Below are 16,176 nucleotides of genomic sequence, written 5' to 3'. Positions count from 1 at the left end.
TTTCCCCAGACCACGAGCAGACACGCTCGCGGCATGAGCCCATCACCCGACCCCTCGGGTACGCCTGACTCGTCTCTTCGATTCCCAGTCGAAGAGATCGCAGTGACGATTCCCACATCGTCGCTGCACCGCATCAGGCATGCGGGCTCAGGCACAGATTAGCGCGGATCCGCGAGGAGGGAAAGAGCAACTTTCCGAATTTCTCCCGCGAATAGATATATTGCCCGCGAAGGGCCCCGCAGTGTCAGCCGATGTCGGGGATGAGGTCCTCAAGGGTCGTGCCGTAGTTCACGCGAATGACCGGCAAGGCATACTTGTCGCTGCCGATCGAGACATAACCCCAATCGATCGTGCGACCGAACATGAATCCGGCGGCGGCGACGCCCGCCTTCGTCGTGTCGTTGTGGTGGCCGTAGGGGTACGCGACGACCTCTTTCACGCCGCCCAGGACCGCAGCGGATTCCTCAAGGTCGGCGGCGATCTCCTCTGCCGACCAGTTCACCATCCGGCCCTTGCCGTTGTCGCCCGCCTCGTGCATGTTCTGCGTGTGCGAACGCTGGATGACATAGGGCGACGGGGAGGGGTCCTGGCGCACGTTGGTGATCACGAACGACGTCGTGAGCAGCTGGTGCTTCGTCACCACCGGCACGGCGAGGTCGAGCCAGGTCTGGTCGGCATCGTCATCCGTGATGATGAGCGAGCGCGGCGGAAGGTACAGAGTGCCGTCGACGAACGCGTTGAGCTCCGGCCAGGTGGGCAGGTAGAAACCCTCGGAGGCGATGTAGGCCATATGCGCCTCGAAGTCGCCGATGTATGCGTAGTTGCCACGCAGCCAGTGGTCTTCGCCCTCGGGGTTCGTCGTGAACTGGTGGTACATCAGGATCGGAACCTGCGTGTTCGTCTCGACGTTCTGCTCAGGAGAGACCCAGCCGGCGTGCAGTGTGATCTGCTGATCCATGCACGCGGTGAGCTCAGCCCCGTTGATGCGGGCGGGGACGGCCAGGGCGGTGGCATCCGCCTCGGTCGCATACCAGCCGGCGAAGACGAAACCGTCGCGCAGGGGAAGGGGGAGGTCGGTGTACAGGACGCCCTGCGTCTGCAGCTGCGGGTCGAGCGCGATGCCCTCGCCCGCGAAGGACACGGCGCACGCTGCCGGGTCGTCTGTCGTCGCGAGCAGGGCTTCGGACGGTGAGAGCGGCGTCGGTGTCGGAGTCGGCGTCGAGGTCGACGTCGGCTTCGACGCGCCGGGCTCTGCGGCTGGATCGGCGAGTGCGCGCAGGGCGACGACGACGACGGTCGCGACGATCGCGAGCACGAGCGCGATGATGACACCGACGAGGATCCGACGGCGGCGGATGACGGCGGCGGACGGCCTGCCCTGGGATCGACGAGGCGGGCGCGTTTCTGCGGTCATGGCACCGATCCTATGGGGATCCGGCCGTCCGATATGTTACGAAAGGTCACGAATCCTGGCCATCACGCTCCCGGATTCACCCGCGCGTCGCTCATAGGTCACCGCAAGGATGAGCAGCACCGCTCCCACGACCGCGAGCGTGATCCACCAGGGCATCGACTCGATGCCGCGGCCGATCTGTACCGAGAAGGCGAAGACGTTCTCGACCGGCAGCACGAGCATTCCGATCACGAACGGCGCAGCGAGTCGTCGAGCAGCGCCGACGAGGATCGCGAGCAGCGCGAAGGCGATCACCAGGATCGCGCGCCATGTCAGCGGATCGGTGAATGTCGCCACGATCGAGGCGAGCACCGTGACGATCAGACCCGGGGCGAGCAGAGCCCACGACCCGCTCCAGCGTCCCGGCCAGCTGGCGAGTGTCGGCGCCGGGGCGCCGGGGCTCGCGGGACGGGGGCGGCGTCGCAGCGCAGACGCTCCTGCGGCGAGCAGGAACAGTCCGAGCGGTAGCGAGAACCACTCGACACGCAGATCGCGGGGGCTCCAGGCGACGATCGCCGTGACGAAAGCGATGCCGAAGAGGAACCACACCGGAGGGTGCGCGTGGTCGGTGCGGCGGGCGACGACCAGCATGATCGTCAGCATCGCCAGGAGCAGCGCCCACATCGCCCAGATCACGACCCAGTCGCGTTCGATGGCGAACCAGGCGCCGAGGGGCAGCGCGAGAGCGGCGGGCGCTTCGAGCCAACGGGTGGAGGTGAGAACATGGTCAGCCGGAAGCGCCGCGCGGATGCCGCGGGCAGCGACGAACATCGCACCGGCACCGACCGCGCTCGCGAGCAGGCTCAGCCCGAACGCCGTCGCCGGGGAGACCGTCCACGGCGTGCCGGTTCCGATACCGATCCGCACGCCGAGCGTCGTCGCGCCGACCGCGGCGACCGCGGCCGCGATCAGAGTCGGGACCTGCAGGGGGCGCAGTCGCAGCCGTCGCAGATGCCGGATGCGTGTTCCGCGCTCGTCGAGCAGCGCGCTGAGGCCGTCCTCGCTGCGAGGCGCGGAGGTGCGGGTGATCGCTGCGGCGGCGAGAAGCACCCAGGCGGTGATCGCCAGCCCGACACCGCGCCAGAGCGTGACCGGTGACGTCGCGGCGTCCGGTCCGATCATCGTGAGGATGAGAATCGGCACGATCGCCACCGCGAGAGCCGTCGCGTACAGCGCGGAGGTGTTGAGCCCGCGCAGGCGCAACGCGACGGCGACGGCCATTCCGGCGACGGCGGGCGGCAGCAGGTACGGCTCGAGCAGTGCGATCCCGGCCAGCGCCCACACGCACCACAGCGCGCCGGTGAAGGAGGCGCCGGCGGCCCACCACGCATACCGACGCCCGGTCAGCAGAGCGCTCGCCATCGAGCCCACCCCCAGGATGAGCAGGACGAGAACGCTTGTGCCGAGTCCGGATGCCTCGCGGACGAGGGCGAGCAGAACGGCGATCGCGCCGGTCAGGAGCGCGGAGGCCTCGATAGCGAGGCGCGCCGCGTGCGCAGTGGTCCCACCGAGGCCGTTGCGACGCAGCAGATCGGCGATCATCGTGGTCGACGGCAGCGCGAGGGCGACGAGCACGGCGATGATCGGCAGCGTCACGGGCGAGGCGCTCATCGCGAGCACCTGAGCGCCCAGACAGATGATCAGGACCGCCAGCGTCGGCACCAGGAGAGCGGCGGCCGCGGTGCGCAGAACCGGGGTCACACCGGGGCGGCGCGTGAGGAGCAGGGTCAGGGCGAGGGCGAACATCATGCCCGTCGACAGTGCCGTCCATCCGCTGCGCTCGAAGATGACCTGCACGACCCCGAGAGTGAACGGCACGGCGGTCACGGTCAGGATCGCGTACCAGGAGCGGGCGCCCACGCGCGGAAGGAAGGTGGCCACGATCGCGCCCAGCAGGCCGATCGAGGTCGTGACGGCCGGCACCGCGGTGCCGCGCACGCCGAGCAGATCGAACGTCGTGGCGATCAGGACGAGTGCGTAGGCGTACCCGACCCCGACGTGGGCGAATCGGGTCGCCTGCGGCATCGCGCGGGCCACCGCCGTCAGAGCAATGAGTGCCGCGATGCCGAGCAGTGGCACCCAGGTGACATCCGCCCAGGAGAGGATGACGCCGAAGGCGAGGAGAAGATGCGCCGCGATCAGGGCGGTCACCCGACGTGCGAGCGACAACGCCGGGATGCGCAGAACCACCAGTGCGATCACCGCGGCAGCACTCAGTCCCAGGAGCACACGGGCGAGGAAGGGCAGTGGTGTCGCCGCCGCTGTCGTCAGCAGCGCGAGGGTCGCGAAGGCCCCTGTGAGCACCTCGGCGAGGAGGACGGCGGGGCGCGTGGCCGAATGACGGCGCGCGCGGAGCGCGAAGACGGCGAACCCCGAGGCCGTCGCGAGAAGACCGAGCGGGAAGGCCCAGGCGTGCACCCCGAGCGAGGTCGCGGGGCGGGCGAGCTCGCCGTCGAGCAGATTCGCAGCGATCGAGAGCGCGGTCTCCAGGGTGAAGAACGCCGAGGTGACAGATGTTGGCACGGCGGCGATGAGGGTCGCCGTGATGGCTCCCGCCAGGTACTGCGGCAGACGGCGGCCACGGGCGAGAGGTCGAACGGGTCCGACGAGAACGAGGGCCGCCGCGAAGGCGGCCGGCATGAGGGCCGGGAACCAGCTGCTCGCCGCGTCGGACAGGACGGAGGGCGCGTAGAGCGCGAGCGCGAGAGCGGAGGTGCCCATGCCGCCGGCGGCGAAGCTCCAGAAGCGTGAAAGCGCGTGCCGGGCAGCGAGGAGCGCGTGCACGGCCAGCAGGCCGAGGAGCAGCGCGACGGTCAGCAGGCTGGGGGTCGCGCGGGAGGGCAGATCGGCGGTCAGCACGAAGACCCGCGGCAGCAGCAGGATCGCGGTCCCCGAGGCGAGCAGCTGGAGGATCAGCAGCGCGATGCGTTCGGCGCCGAACGGTCTCCGCGGTAGGGCGGTCTCTTCGCCCGAGGCATCCGGTGCGGTGTCGGGCGCCTCGGACGGTGCGAAGCGGGAGCCGATGCGCGGCAGCAGCGCGATCAGCGCGACGGCCGCGAAAGAGGTGCCGATACGACCGAGAACCGCCGCCGGTTCCTGGCCTGCGGCCTCGCCCCACATCGTCGGCACGAGTGCGAGCGTGACGAGCGGCAGGCAGAGCCAGATGCGGATACCGGCGAGAGACGCCGCCGCGATCATGGCGATCGAGGACAGGAGCGTGAGGCCCGCGATGGGAAGCCAAGGGCTGAGTGATGGCGGTGCCAGTTGGGCGAGCGCCCAGACGTCGAGCGCCACGAACACGAGGCCGAGCGCTCCGACCGCCTCCGCCGAGAACTGCAGTGCGCGCCGGGCCAGCAGCCACGCGCCGCCAAGGAACACGAGCGTGATGAAGGCCACGATGAGGCTGCGCAGTGCGCGATCGGTCAGGTCGGGATTGAAGAACGTGAAGACGATCGCCGCGATCGCGAAGAGGCCGGCGCCGGCGATCGCCAGCACCGATTGCAGGGTGGCGCTGCTGCGCGGCGCGGAAGACGAAGGCATCGGTGCGGTCGAGGAGGGAGCCTGCGGCTGCGACACCGCCACAGGTGTGATCGCGCGCGCAGTCATTGGCACACGATTGAGCAGTCGCTGGCGTCTCTCCAAGGCGGTGGCGGCGCTCTGAGAGGCATCCCACAGCTGCTCGCCGGCCGCGCCGCGCAGGTCGGCGGCGCACGCCGGGCACTGTCCCTCGACGAGAGCTGCCGAACGGCACAGGGGACAGGTCGTGCCGTCTCGCAGTACCCGGATCGCGGTCTCGCTCCAGGCAGGCATGGTCGTCATGGGCGCGGCTCCGTCTCGGTCGTCTGCGCGGCATCCGGAACCCAGCGCAGGATGTCGCCCGGCTGGCAGTCGAGCACACGGCAGATGGCTTCCAGCGTCGTGAAGCGCACGGCCTTGGCGCGTCCGTTCTTCAGCACGGCGACGTTCGCAGGGGTGATGCCGATGGCATCCGCGAACTCCTGCACGCTCATCTTCTTCTTGGTCAACTCGACGTCGAGGTCGATCACGATCGGCATTCAGACCACCTCGGACATGTCCTGCTCGAGCTGCAGGGCCTTCGTGAGGAGGCCGCGCAGGACGATCACGAGCAGCCCGAGGCTGAAGCTCACGACCACACCGAGTGAGGCCAGCAGCTGCACCGTGGGCGAGACGGCGCGGGCGAACATGATCACGACATAGGAGGCGGCGATGAGCACACCGGCGCAGATCAGCATCGCGAGGATGACATCGACATAGCGAAAGGCCTTCGGGCTGAAGATCTGATCCGCGCGGACGAGTGAGAGCAGCCGCCAGACGCAGACGAGGGTCACCTGCACGAGGACGAGGAAGAGGATCGCGGCGATGATGCCCGGGATCTTCAACTGCGCGACGTCGGGGTTGCGGTCCGCCGTCATCTGGGCGATCTCCGGGATCGCGAAGATCTGGCTGGCGAGCAGCAGTGCGATCATGACGGCGATGAGTGCCTTGAGCGTGGCGGTGACGCGCGGTTGCATCGGATCCCCTATCGAAAAGCGACGTGTATCTATCGAAAAACGATAGCCACGTGCGCGGCGGGGTCGCAAGCCGACGGGCAAATTCACAGCAAGCGCCGACGCAGAAGGGGTGCGCCCCGGCCGAAGCCGAGGCGCACCCCTTCGCTGTGCTGCCGTCAGACGGTGACGATCACGTCATCGCCGTCCACGCGGACCGGGATCGGGCGCAGGCGCACCGTCTCATCCGTCGTGTGACGGCCCGTCAGCAGGTTGAACTCGAAACCGTGCCACGGGCACACGATGTTGCGATCGGTCGGGTGGTGGCCGGGCCCACCGCTCTTGAGGTCGTCGCGTACGAGCTGGATCGTGCGCGCCATCGTCTTGCCCTGGCAGACCGGTCCACCCTGGTGGGGGCAGACGTTGTACCAGGCGCGCACCTCGTCCAGGTAGAAGTACAGGCCGAGCTCGGTGCCCTCGACATCGAGGACGATGCGTTCGCGTTCCTTCAGATCGGCGAGGCTGGCGACACGGATGTCGCGGCGGACGATCGTTGCGCTCATTCTGCTCTCCGGTACCAGATGGCCATGTCGAACAGGTTCACGTCGGCCGCATCCAGCAGCGCCGTGACCAGAACGACGGTCTCGGTGGCGTTCAGGGCGTCGGCACGAACCGGCCACGCCATCTTGCCGACGCGATCCGTCTTCGCCGAGAACAGGCGAGCCGCGGCGTAGAGCACATCGGCGATCTGCTCGTCTTCGACCTGGGCGCCCAGCTCTGCCTCGGTGATCTGCGCGGTCAGCTCGCCCAGGCGGGCGACGACGGCCGCGAGCTCTTCGACGGCAGGGGAGGTGGTGGTGATTTCAGACATGTCAGGAGACTCCCGGACGATCCCGAAGCACATCGGCGGCCGAAGGCTTCATGCGGTCAGTGGGCAGGTTGAACAGCTTCGCCGCGTTCAACCCGAGGATGTTGCGCTTGGCCTGCTCCGACAGGAATGGCAGACGCGTGATGGTCGACGGCGCATCCCAGTCCCAGTGCGGCCAGTCCGACGAGTACAGCAGCTGCGTCTCGGCGTTGAAGGACTTGAACGTCGCCTCGAGCAGCTCCATGTTGGTGCGCTCCATGGGCTGCGTCGTGTACCACATCTCCTTCATGTACTCGCTCGGCAGCCGCTTCAGGCCGGGTGCCTCGCTCGGGCGCATGAGGACCTCGTGGTCGAGGCGCTGCATGAGGAACGGGATCCACGCCAGGCCGCTCTCGACCCACACCATCTTGAGCTTCGGGAAGCGCTCCGGCATCGCGTTGATGATCCAGTTCGTGACGTGGATCTGGTTGTAGTGCGTGAACGACAGCGCGTGCATCGAGAGGAAGCGGTTGAGCTGCGCGAACGACGGGTCGCCCCAGTGGTAGCCGGAGTGGAAGGCGAGCGGCTTGCCGCTGTCTTCGATGAGCTTGTACAGGCGCGTGTAGACGTCAGAGTGGACGGGGTTGTTGCGCGTGGAGCAGACCGTGTAGCCGATGATGCCCGGGTCGTCGGCGTACTTCTCGACGAGCTCCTCGCAGACCTCGGGGGTGTTGTAGGGCAGGTAGAGCATGCCCTTGAGGCGAGGGTTCGGCGGGAGGATGACCTCTGTCAGCCAGCGGTTGAACGCGCGGCCGAGAACGACCTCGACCTCGTCCTGCGGGTGCATGCCGAGCAGCAGCATCGCGCTCGGGAACACGACCTGGTAGTCGAGACCCATGGCGTCCATGCCGCGGCGTGCGGCCGTGACGAAGGGGTGCCCTGCGGCGCCGTCGACGGGCTCCTTGCGGCCCTGGTGGCCGATGCGGCCGCCGACGCTCTGGTGCGACATTCCGGGCTGGATGTTGAGGAGAGCGTTGTTGCCGCCGAAGCCGGCGTGCTGCTGCAGACCGATCTGGCGCCAGACATCGTTGTCGATGAGGTCGAGGACCTCGCCCCAGAAGTGGTCTTCGGAGACGTGCGCGTCGATGTCGACGATGAAGTAGTCGTCGTACTCGTTCTCGGCCTGCTTCGTCGCATGGGCCAGCACATCGCGGGAGTCGGAGCGTCCGCCGATCTCCGCCAGCTCGCGAATCTGCGGGCTGTCGGAGCGGGGGGTGGGGAGTTCGCTCATTGGGGGTTCCTCTCTGAGGGGGTCAGGCGTCAGCGGGGCGAGACGATGGCGTCGGTCATGGTGGTGAGATAGCCGTCGACGGCGGCCTCCTTGTGGGAGAGCACCACTGCGCGGGCGGGGTTGACGGCGAGACGCAGGGTGTCGCCGGCAGCGGGGATCTGTTCGGGCGCGAGGTCGGATGTCTCGACGCGCACGCGCAGCGGGAGGCCGTCTGCGCGCACGAGGAGGTTTACCGCGCTGCCCAGGTACGTGGTGCGCTCGACGACGCCCTCCAGGCGACCCGCGCCCGTGAGGCCGGACGCGTCGATGCGGGCATGTGCGGCGCGGAACGCGACATCCGCCCGCTCCCCGACCTGTACGGCCGAGGTGGCGACGCCGGAGAGGACGAGCGAGGTGCCGTCGACGCGGATGTCGGCGACGTTGCCGTTCACGGCTTCCACCGTGCCCGGGAGGATGTTCTGGAAGCCCATGAAGTCGGCGACGTACGCGGACTTCGGGCGGTCGTACAGGTCGGCGGGTGCGCCGTCCTGCACGATGTTGCCCTCGCTCATCACGATGATCCGGTCCGAGAGCGTGATCGCCTCTTCCTGGTCGTGCGTGACGTACACCGAGGTCGTCTCGAACTGGTTGTGCAGCGCGCGGACCTGCTGACCCATCTGGTAGCGCAGCTTCGAGTCGAGGTTCGAGAGCGGCTCGTCGTAGAAGATGATGCCCGGGCGGGCGGCCATCGCGCGGGCCAGAGCCACACGCTGCTGCTGGCCGCCCGAGAGCGCCGTCACCGGGCGCTTCTCGTAGCCCGCGAGGCCTACGGCCTGCAGCATCTCCTGCACACGAGACTGACGGTCCTGGCTTCCGAGCCGGGCCACCTTGAGCGGGTACGCCACATTCTCGGCGACGCTCAGGTGCGGCCACAGCGCGTAGCTCTGGAACACCATGCCCACCTTGCGCTTGTCGGCAGGGACGAAGACCTTCTTGTCCGTGTCGACGACCACGCGGTCGGCCATCGTGATCCTGCCTGTGGTGGGGCGTTCCAGACCGGCGAGGCAACGCAGAGTCGTCGTCTTGCCGCAGCCCGAAGGGCCGAGCAGGGTGACGAACTCGCCGGAGGCGATCTTCAGATCGATTCCGTGCAGTGCCGACTTTCCGCCGTACTGCTTGGTCAGCCCGGAAACCAGGACCTCAGTCATGCTGTGCTCTCTTACTGCTTGTTCGTGCGTGAAGGATTACTTCGTGAACGTCTTCTCGATGAACTCGAAGTACGGCTTGTTGAAGTCCGGGTCCGGGTTCGCGAACGGCAGCTTGTCGATCTTGTCGAGCGAGTCCATGCCTTCGGGGCCGGGGGCCGTCGGGGTGTTGCCGTACGAGAAGTCCTTCTCGGCGAGTGCCTGCTGGCCCTCTTCGGTGAAGATCCAGTTCACGAGCAGCTCGGTCGCCTCAGGAGCCGGGCCGTCTGCGGCGACGCAGAGGCTCGAACGGCTGAGGAAGTTGCCGCCGCCCTCGAGCGGGAAGACGAAGCTGAGCGGAGCGCCCTTTTCCTTCTGCGCGAGGTAGTAACCGTAGAACACACCGGCACCGACAGGGAAGCGACCGCTGGCGACCTCGGCCGAGACGTTGCGCTCGGGGTCGACGAACTGGATGTCCTGCGCGGCGAGCTTCTCGACGTAGGCCTCACCGAACTGCTCGGCGTGACCGTCGGGGCGCATCATGCCCGTGAAGATGTGACGCAGGGCGCCAGCGTTGGGGTCGCCCATCGCGATCTGGCCCTTCCACTCCGCATCGAGCAGGTCGTTCCAGCCCTTCGGCGCGTCTGCGGCCTTGACGTTGTCTGAGTTGTAGACGAATCCGAACATGCGGTAGGCGAAGTAGATCAGACGGTCGTCCTGCGCGGTCGGCGGCGTGAAACCGTCGGGGCCGGAGAACACGTCGACCGGGGTGCAGATGTCGGGTTCGATGGCCGCCTGGATCGAGTCGCCACCCCACCACAGGTCGCCGACGCGCTGGCCGGTGGCGGCCTCGGTCTGCATCGTGGTGAGGATCTGCGCGTCGGCCATGTCCTTCAGCGTCACCGAGAGCTCGGGGAAGCGGTCGGTGAAGACCTTGAGCAGTGCCGTGGAGGTCGTCGCCGACGGGCCGTAGAACACGATGTCCGTGTTCCCGGATTCGACGGCGGCCTCATAGAGCTCGTTGAACTTGGCCGTCTGCTCCTCGGTGGCGCCGGGGATCTCGATGCCGGTGGACGAGCCGGCATCCGGCTTCTCGGGAGCTGCCGGCGTGCTGGCGCAGGCAGCGAGGGAGGCGAGTGCACCGATCGCGACGACCGCAGTGGCCGTGCGTACTACTGGATTGAACTTCATTATTCTTCTCCTTGGGTGATTGTCAGGACGCAATGTGGGACAGGGAAGTCGTGGCGTGCCCGCGCTTCGCCTGCCAGCGCGAGAACACCTTGAAGGCGATCGCGCCGACGAGGACGACGACGGTGGCAGCGGCGAGGATGATCATGAACAGGGCGGCGCCCGTGCTCATCTCGCCCGAGAGGAACAGCTCGTAGGCGGCCATCGACACCGGGGTGACCTTCGGCGGTGCGAGCAGCAGCGGAACCGCGAGGTTGCCGATGATGAACAGCGCGGCGAGGAACCATCCGGCGAGGAAGCTCGGCAGCACGAGGCGGAGCACGATGCTCACGAGCACCCGCATGCGGCCGGCGCCGGAGATCGCTCCGGCCTCTTCCAACTCGGGGGAGAGCTGGGCCAACGCGCCTTCTGCGATGCGGCTGGAGACCGGGATCGTCGCGACGATCAGGACGATCGTCATGAGGGCTGCGGTGCCGTACAGCGGGCGGAACGCCGGGATGTAGAGGATCGCGAACATGTACGCGAGGGCGAGAACGAGACCCGGCAGAGCCCAGGGGATCCACACCGCGAACGAGGTGTACGCCTTGAGGAAGCCACCGCGGCGGGCGACGACGTAGGTCGTGAGCAGAGCCACGGCCATCGAGCCGAATCCGCCGAGGATTGCCAGCTGTGCGGTGGTGGTGAGCGTCGCGCTGAGCTTCGGGTCGGTGAGGATCGTGACGTAGTTGTCGAACGAGAGACCGAGGTTCATGACGCCGTAGATCTTCTGCATGCTGCCGATGATCATGGCGATGAGCGGAAGCACGAGGTTCAGCAGCATGAAGATCGCGATGAGAGCGGTGAAGACCCAGCGCACGGGGCCGAGTTCCTGCGGCTCACGGCGCGAGGTCTTGCCGGTGAGCGTCGTGAACGAGCGGCCGCGCAGGAGCGAGCGCTGCACGAGGAAGAGCACGAGCACGAGGACGATCAGTATGAGCGCGAGCGCGAAGGCACGGGTGTACTCGGCCGGGACGGAGTCGCGCACATAGCGGTAGATCTGCGTCGAGAAGACGTAGATGCCCGCCTGGCGGCCGATCATCTGGGGGCTGTCGAAGGCCTGGAACACGAGCACGGCGATGAGCAGTGCGGCTCCGGTGATCGCGGGGCCGACCGAGGGAAGCGTGATCGTGAAGAACGTGCGCATCGTGCTCGCACCGCTGATGGATGCGGCCTCGTCGAGTGCCTGGTCGCGGTTCTTGAACGCGCCGAGCATGAGCAGGTAGGCGAACGGCATGTAGCCGAGCGACAGCAGCATGATCAGGCCCGGCCAGGACTGGATGTTGATGAAGCCCTCGGGAAGGCCGATGAGCTGTCCGAGCTGGTTCAGCAGACCGTTCTGCTTGTTGCCGAGCATGAGCCAGCCCATGGTGTGGAACAGCGGCGGGATGAACAGGTTGATGACCATGAGCGGCGTCAGCCACTTGCGGCCGGGGACGTTCGTGTTGGCGCCGACCCAGGCGAACATGGCCCCGCCGGACACGGCGATCGCGCCGCAGACGACGACGAGGATCGAGGAGTGCGAGAGCGTCGTCCAGGTCATCTCGGACGTGAAGGCGTCGACGAATCCCTGGAGCGTGAAGGGCGCGGGGCTCGTGGGGAGGCCGTCCCGGAAGGTTCCGAGGATGATCATCGTCACCGGGTAGATGAAGATCAGGGCCAGCACGGCGATGAACAGACCCCACAGGACCTTGCTCGTGATGGAGCGTCGCAGCGACGCTCGCTGGTCGCGCTCGAAATCGGTCGCAGTCACTGCACATCCCTTCGTGCAAGCGGTTCGCGTCCGTCGGGTCGAGTGGCGACGAACCGCTTTGTCCGTTGTGTTGTCAGCGTATGAATCACAGGCCCCGTTGATCTTCGGCGGGTGCTCCGAAGTCGATGAGTCGCGATCCGACACGGTGTCGGATGGATGGTGGGGAGGGGGTTCGTGCAGACGTGGAAGGAGCTCGTTCGGTGCGTGGAGGAACGCGGAAAGAGCAGAGAGCAGGATGCGCGGAGGCATCCTGCTCTCTTGTATCCAGTGTCGCAGACGGATCAGACGAGGGCGGACAGCACTGCGTCGTTCTCGGCCGGGAGACCGACCGTGATGCGCGCACCGCCGGCGTTCGGGAAGGGGCGGGCGAGCACGCCCTGGGCGGCGAATCCGGCCAGGAGGTCGGCGGCGTCGCCGTGCAGGAAGATGAAGTTCGACTGGCTCGGCAGGAACGACACTCCGGCGTCGGCGAGGGCGGCCTCGATACGTGCGCGCTCGGCGACGATCATGGCGATGCGCTCCTCGGCGACCGCCATGCCCTCGGGGCTGAAGGCCGCGATGACTGCGGCTTCGGCGATGCTGTTGAGCGCGAAGCCGACCGAGGTGCGGCGCAGCGCTTCGGCGATCCGCGGGGAGGAGGCCGCGTAGCCGGCGCGAATGCCCGCGAGGCCGTGGGACTTGGACAGCGTGCGCAGGATGACGAGGTTCTCGAACTCGTCGAGCAGAGCCAGGGTCGCCTCGACCGGCTCGTCGGTGACGAACTCGCGGTAGGCCTCGTCGAGCACCACGAGGATGTTCGAGGGGATGTCCTGGAGGAAGCGACGGATCTCCGCCGTCGAGACGATGCCGCCGGTGGGGTTGTTCGGGTTGCAGAGGTAGACGATGCGCGTCTCGTCGGTGAGCGCGGCGCGCATCGCGTCCATGTCCATCGCGCCGTTCTCGGCGATGCCGACGGGGGTCTTGGAAGCGCCGGCGAGACCGAGCGCTGCCGGGTAGGCCTCGAAGGACGGCCAGCAGTAGACGCCGTTGACGCCGGGTTCGCAGACGAGGCGGGCGAGTCCGTGCAGCAGCGAGCCCGAGCCGTTGTCGATCGCGATCCGGTCGGCGGTGAGCCCCATGCTGGCGGCGACGGCCTCGCGGGCGGCGAGGCGGTGGTAGTCGGGGTAGCGGTGCGTCTGGCCGATCGCCTGCGTCATCGCGGCGGTGATCACCTCTGCGGGCTGCCACGGCATCTCGTTCTGCGAGAGGCGGATCGGCGGCGGCGTCGCGCCCGCCGGGCGGTTGGGCGTGGACATCATCGCGTCGATCACGCTGCGGAACTCGATGGTCATGCGCTCTCTCCTTGGTCGGAAAAATCATTCATATTGAATATGAACAATAGCAGTCGATGCGACATCGAGCCAGCGCCGCATGTCTGCGGGGCTGGCTCGATCAGTGTGGATCGCGGCTCAGGCTCAGTGCGCGCCCGCGCCGGATGCGGGGTGTGTGTGGCGTGCGATCGCGGATGCCGCGAGCTCGTGATCGCGCTGCACGACGGCTTTCGCGAAGTCGAGGTGCGTGTGCAGACGCTCCTCCGTGTGCGGAGCGACGGCGTCGTCGAGCTCCTCCGTGATGTACTTCACGAGGTTCGTGTAAAGGCCGCGCAGCAGCTCGTTCGGTGTCGTCTGGGCGATCCGCTCGTGAAGTCTCCACATCGTCGCGGCGCTCTCCGACGTGCCCCAGGCCGCCTGCAGCTCATCGGCGCAGCGCGCGATGTCGGCGATGTCGTCTTCCGTCGCGAAGTCCACGGCGTCGCGCAGGACCGCACCGTCGAGGGCGTCCAGCACGCGCAGGCACTGCTCGGCCGTCGTCTGCTCTTCGCGCAGCGCGAGCAGGTGGTCGCTCAGCTGCGCGAACGGGGAGCGCTCGGAGACGAAGATGCCGCCGCCCGGGCCCGGCTTCGCGTCGACGATGCCGCGCGAGCGCAGCAGCTGGATCGCCTCGCCGAGGGTGGCGGGAGCGACGGAGAACCGCGCGGCGAGTTCCTGTCGGCGACCGATGAAGTGGCCCGGCTTGAAACCGTTCGACGTGATCTCTTCCTCCAGCGCGCGTGCGACCTGCACGGCGACGGCGGCAGTGGCGATCTGCGACATGTCGTCCCCCTTGTGTGTGCCCGCTCCTGCAGGCGTCCGGCATGAGCGCGGCGTTCTTACCCTAGAGAAGAACCGCGCTCCGTCGCATCCGGGGCGATCTGCATGTGCAGAACCGCCCCGGATTCCGCGATCAGTGCTTCTCGTGGATGAAGCCCCACGGCGACGGGAAGACATCGACGGGGACCTTGATGATCGCCGGGCGACGGGCGCTGACGGCGGCGCCGATCTCGCGCTGCACGGCATCCGCGTCCTGCGCGAGCGCGAAGTCGATGCCGAAGGCCTTCGCGAGCAGCTCGAAGTCGGGGTTCTCCAGGTCCGAGCCGATGAAGCGGCCACCGTAGGTGTCGCGCTGGATGCGCCACACATTGCCGAAGCGCTTGTCTTCGAACAGCACGGTGATGAGCGGGATGCCGTACTTCTTGGCCGTCGCGAACTCCTGCAGCGACCAGCCGATGCCGCCGTCGCCGGTCACGACGACGACGGGACGGTCGCCCGCGCCGACGGCCGCGCCGAGCGCAGTGGGCATCGCGTAGCCCAGGGTGCCCTGGTATCCGGGCCACACGTACGAGCGCGGCGCCTGCACCGGGTAGCCGTATGTCGAGACGTAGCCGATCTGCGTGAGCTCGTTGACGAAGATGCCGTCCGCCGGCAGTGCGGCGCGGATCGCGTCGACGAACGCCATCTGCGGCGCGACCTGCTCACGCACGCGGGCTTCGCCCTCGGCGCGGAGGCGCGCGATCTCGGCGCCCCATCCTTCGCGCTGCTCCAGGCGCTCGACGAGGGCGGCGATGACTGCGGTCGCGTCGGCGTTCACGGCGATGTCGGGGGTGCGCGGTGCGCGCAGGTCGTCCGCGTCGATGTTCACGAGCACGAGACGTGCGTCGCCGATGTTCTGCGGCTGGCCGAACGGCGTCAGGAAGCGGCTGCCGAACGACAGGACGACATCGGCGGTGTTCCGCAGCTCGCGGAGTGCGAAGGCGGGGAGGGCGCGGGGCTCGCGGGCGTCGATCGCGCCGCGGCCGTTCTCGCTCATGACGACGGGGGCGTCGAGGAGCTCGGCGAGGCGGGGGAGCAGGTCGAAGGCCTTCTGGCCCTTGACGCCACCGCCGACGTGGATGACCGGACGGCCGCTCGTGGCGAGCAGCTGCACGATCTCGGTGACCTTGTCCTCCGGGGCGACCGGCTCGGCAACGGCGAAGGGCTCGCCGATCTCGAGGTCGGCGACCGCGTGCAGGATGTCGGGTCCCAGCTCCAGCGCGACGGGGCGGGGGCGGCCGGTGCGCATCTGCCGGAAGCCCTCGTGCACGAGCTCGGGGATCTCCTCCACCCGCGTGGGACGTGCCGTCCACTTGGTGAGGCCCTCGATGGTCTCGGTCTGCTTGGGGATCTCGTGCAGGGCTCCGTAGCCCTTGCCGACGAAGGTGGAGGGGATCGTGCCTGCCAGCAGCATGACCTGCGAGCTGCAGGCGTAGGCGGTGGACATGCCGGCGCCGGCGTTGAGGACACCCGGGCCGGGGACGACCATGGCGACGCCGGGCTTGCCGGTCACGCGGTGGTAGCCGTCGGCCATGTAGGTCGTGCTCTGCTCGTGGCGCGGCACCATGAGGTGCACGTCGTCCTGGCGGCGGTACATGCCGTCGGTCAGACCGTCCAGCTGGACGCCGGGGATGCCGAAGACCGTGTCGGTGCCCTCGCTGATGAGCGCCTGGGTGAGCGCGTCGCCGCCTGTCATCTGTGCCATCGTTGGCCACCTCTCGCATAATTGACTATATTGAATATAGACCGATGCGAGACGTGGGTGCAAC

Annotated in this window: 13 protein-coding genes; all 13 read right to left on the bottom strand. The window is 67.9% G+C overall.

Translation table 11 applies throughout. The annotated features are described in order from the left end of the window. Nucleotides 1-244: 244 nt before the first annotated feature. The 13 genes from AC1REM_RS01330 to AC1REM_RS01270 all read right to left on the bottom strand — a co-directional run bounded on the left by AC1REM_RS01330 (nt 245) and on the right by AC1REM_RS01270 (nt 16,112). On the bottom strand, nt 245-1,414 hold the full coding sequence (locus AC1REM_RS01330) for a polysaccharide deacetylase family protein (protein ID WP_492512951.1): 1,170 nt from the start codon (nt 1,412-1,414) through the stop codon (nt 245-247). Between the two features lie 36 nt (nt 1,415-1,450). After that, nucleotides 1,451-5,272: an SCO7613 C-terminal domain-containing membrane protein gene (locus AC1REM_RS01325; RefSeq protein WP_492512950.1), complete on the bottom strand. Its 3,822-nt coding sequence runs from the start codon at nt 5,270-5,272 to the stop codon at nt 1,451-1,453. Further along, on the bottom strand, nt 5,269-5,508 hold the full coding sequence (locus AC1REM_RS01320) for a helix-turn-helix domain-containing protein (protein WP_492512949.1): 240 nt from the start codon (nt 5,506-5,508) through the stop codon (nt 5,269-5,271). The genes AC1REM_RS01325 and AC1REM_RS01320 overlap by 4 nt, the downstream gene beginning before the upstream one ends. Continuing rightward, complete coding sequence (locus tag AC1REM_RS01315) at nt 5,509-5,985, bottom strand: DUF2975 domain-containing protein (RefSeq protein ID WP_492512948.1); 477 nt, start codon at nt 5,983-5,985, stop codon at nt 5,509-5,511. Nucleotides 5,986-6,140: 155 nt separating this feature from the next. Next, nucleotides 6,141-6,524: a Rieske (2Fe-2S) protein gene (locus AC1REM_RS01310; RefSeq protein WP_204938248.1), complete on the bottom strand. Its 384-nt coding sequence runs from the start codon at nt 6,522-6,524 to the stop codon at nt 6,141-6,143. Continuing rightward, nucleotides 6,521-6,832, bottom strand: coding sequence for a hypothetical protein (locus AC1REM_RS01305; RefSeq protein ID WP_204938247.1), 312 nt, complete (start codon nt 6,830-6,832; stop codon nt 6,521-6,523). The genes AC1REM_RS01310 and AC1REM_RS01305 overlap by 4 nt, the downstream gene beginning before the upstream one ends. 1 nt (nt 6,833) lies before the next feature. After that, nucleotides 6,834-8,099 carry an amidohydrolase family protein gene (locus AC1REM_RS01300; protein ID WP_204938246.1) on the bottom strand — a complete coding sequence of 422 codons (1,266 nt, stop codon included), beginning with the start codon at nt 8,097-8,099 and terminating at the stop codon, nt 6,834-6,836. A gap of 29 nt (nt 8,100-8,128) precedes the next feature. Then, the gene (locus tag AC1REM_RS01295) at nt 8,129-9,286 is read right to left on the bottom strand and encodes an ABC transporter ATP-binding protein (RefSeq protein WP_492512947.1); all 1,158 of its coding nucleotides are present in this window, start codon (nt 9,284-9,286) and stop codon (nt 8,129-8,131) included. Nucleotides 9,287-9,322: 36 nt separating this feature from the next. Further along, nucleotides 9,323-10,453 carry an ABC transporter substrate-binding protein gene (locus tag AC1REM_RS01290; RefSeq protein ID WP_492512946.1) on the bottom strand — a complete coding sequence of 377 codons (1,131 nt, stop codon included), beginning with the start codon at nt 10,451-10,453 and terminating at the stop codon, nt 9,323-9,325. A 22-nt stretch (nt 10,454-10,475) separates the two neighbouring features. After that, entirely contained in the window at nt 10,476-12,239 is a 1,764-nt protein-coding gene (locus AC1REM_RS01285) for an ABC transporter permease (RefSeq protein ID WP_492512945.1), read from the bottom strand. 281 nt (nt 12,240-12,520) lie between these two features. Continuing rightward, complete coding sequence (locus AC1REM_RS01280) at nt 12,521-13,570, bottom strand: pyridoxal phosphate-dependent aminotransferase (protein ID WP_492512944.1); 1,050 nt, start codon at nt 13,568-13,570, stop codon at nt 12,521-12,523. A 123-nt stretch (nt 13,571-13,693) separates the two neighbouring features. Further along, entirely contained in the window at nt 13,694-14,371 is a 678-nt protein-coding gene (locus tag AC1REM_RS01275; RefSeq protein ID WP_492512943.1) for a FadR/GntR family transcriptional regulator, read from the bottom strand. A gap of 130 nt (nt 14,372-14,501) precedes the next feature. Next, complete coding sequence (locus AC1REM_RS01270) at nt 14,502-16,112, bottom strand: thiamine pyrophosphate-binding protein (protein WP_492512942.1); 1,611 nt, start codon at nt 16,110-16,112, stop codon at nt 14,502-14,504. Nucleotides 16,113-16,176: the final 64 nt, after the last annotated feature.

This window comes from Microbacterium sp. GW823-FHT02G05 (genome assembly GCF_058797175.1).
The sequence above is the reverse complement of the archived record's forward strand: the minus strand, read 5'-3'. Positions and strand labels throughout refer to the sequence as shown.

Excerpts from the sequence above, each read along its gene's own strand:
- AC1REM_RS01330 (WP_492512951.1), bottom strand. The coding sequence starts at position 1,414 with ATGACCGCAGAAACGCGCCCGCCTCGTCGATCCCAGGGCAGGCCGTCC.
- AC1REM_RS01325 (WP_492512950.1), bottom strand. The coding sequence starts at position 5,272 with ATGACGACCATGCCTGCCTGGAGCGAGACCGCGATCCGGGTACTGCGA.
- AC1REM_RS01320 (WP_492512949.1), bottom strand. The coding sequence starts at position 5,508 with ATGCCGATCGTGATCGACCTCGACGTCGAGTTGACCAAGAAGAAGATG.
- AC1REM_RS01315 (WP_492512948.1), bottom strand. The coding sequence starts at position 5,985 with ATGCAACCGCGCGTCACCGCCACGCTCAAGGCACTCATCGCCGTCATG.
- AC1REM_RS01310 (WP_204938248.1), bottom strand. The coding sequence starts at position 6,524 with ATGAGCGCAACGATCGTCCGCCGCGACATCCGTGTCGCCAGCCTCGCC.
- AC1REM_RS01305 (WP_204938247.1), bottom strand. The coding sequence starts at position 6,832 with ATGTCTGAAATCACCACCACCTCCCCTGCCGTCGAAGAGCTCGCGGCC.
- AC1REM_RS01300 (WP_204938246.1), bottom strand. The coding sequence starts at position 8,099 with ATGAGCGAACTCCCCACCCCCCGCTCCGACAGCCCGCAGATTCGCGAG.
- AC1REM_RS01295 (WP_492512947.1), bottom strand. The coding sequence starts at position 9,286 with ATGACTGAGGTCCTGGTTTCCGGGCTGACCAAGCAGTACGGCGGAAAG.
- AC1REM_RS01290 (WP_492512946.1), bottom strand. The coding sequence starts at position 10,453 with ATGAAGTTCAATCCAGTAGTACGCACGGCCACTGCGGTCGTCGCGATC.
- AC1REM_RS01280 (WP_492512944.1), bottom strand. The coding sequence starts at position 13,570 with ATGACCATCGAGTTCCGCAGCGTGATCGACGCGATGATGTCCACGCCC.
- AC1REM_RS01275 (WP_492512943.1), bottom strand. The coding sequence starts at position 14,371 with ATGTCGCAGATCGCCACTGCCGCCGTCGCCGTGCAGGTCGCACGCGCG.
- AC1REM_RS01270 (WP_492512942.1), bottom strand. The coding sequence starts at position 16,112 with ATGGCACAGATGACAGGCGGCGACGCGCTCACCCAGGCGCTCATCAGC.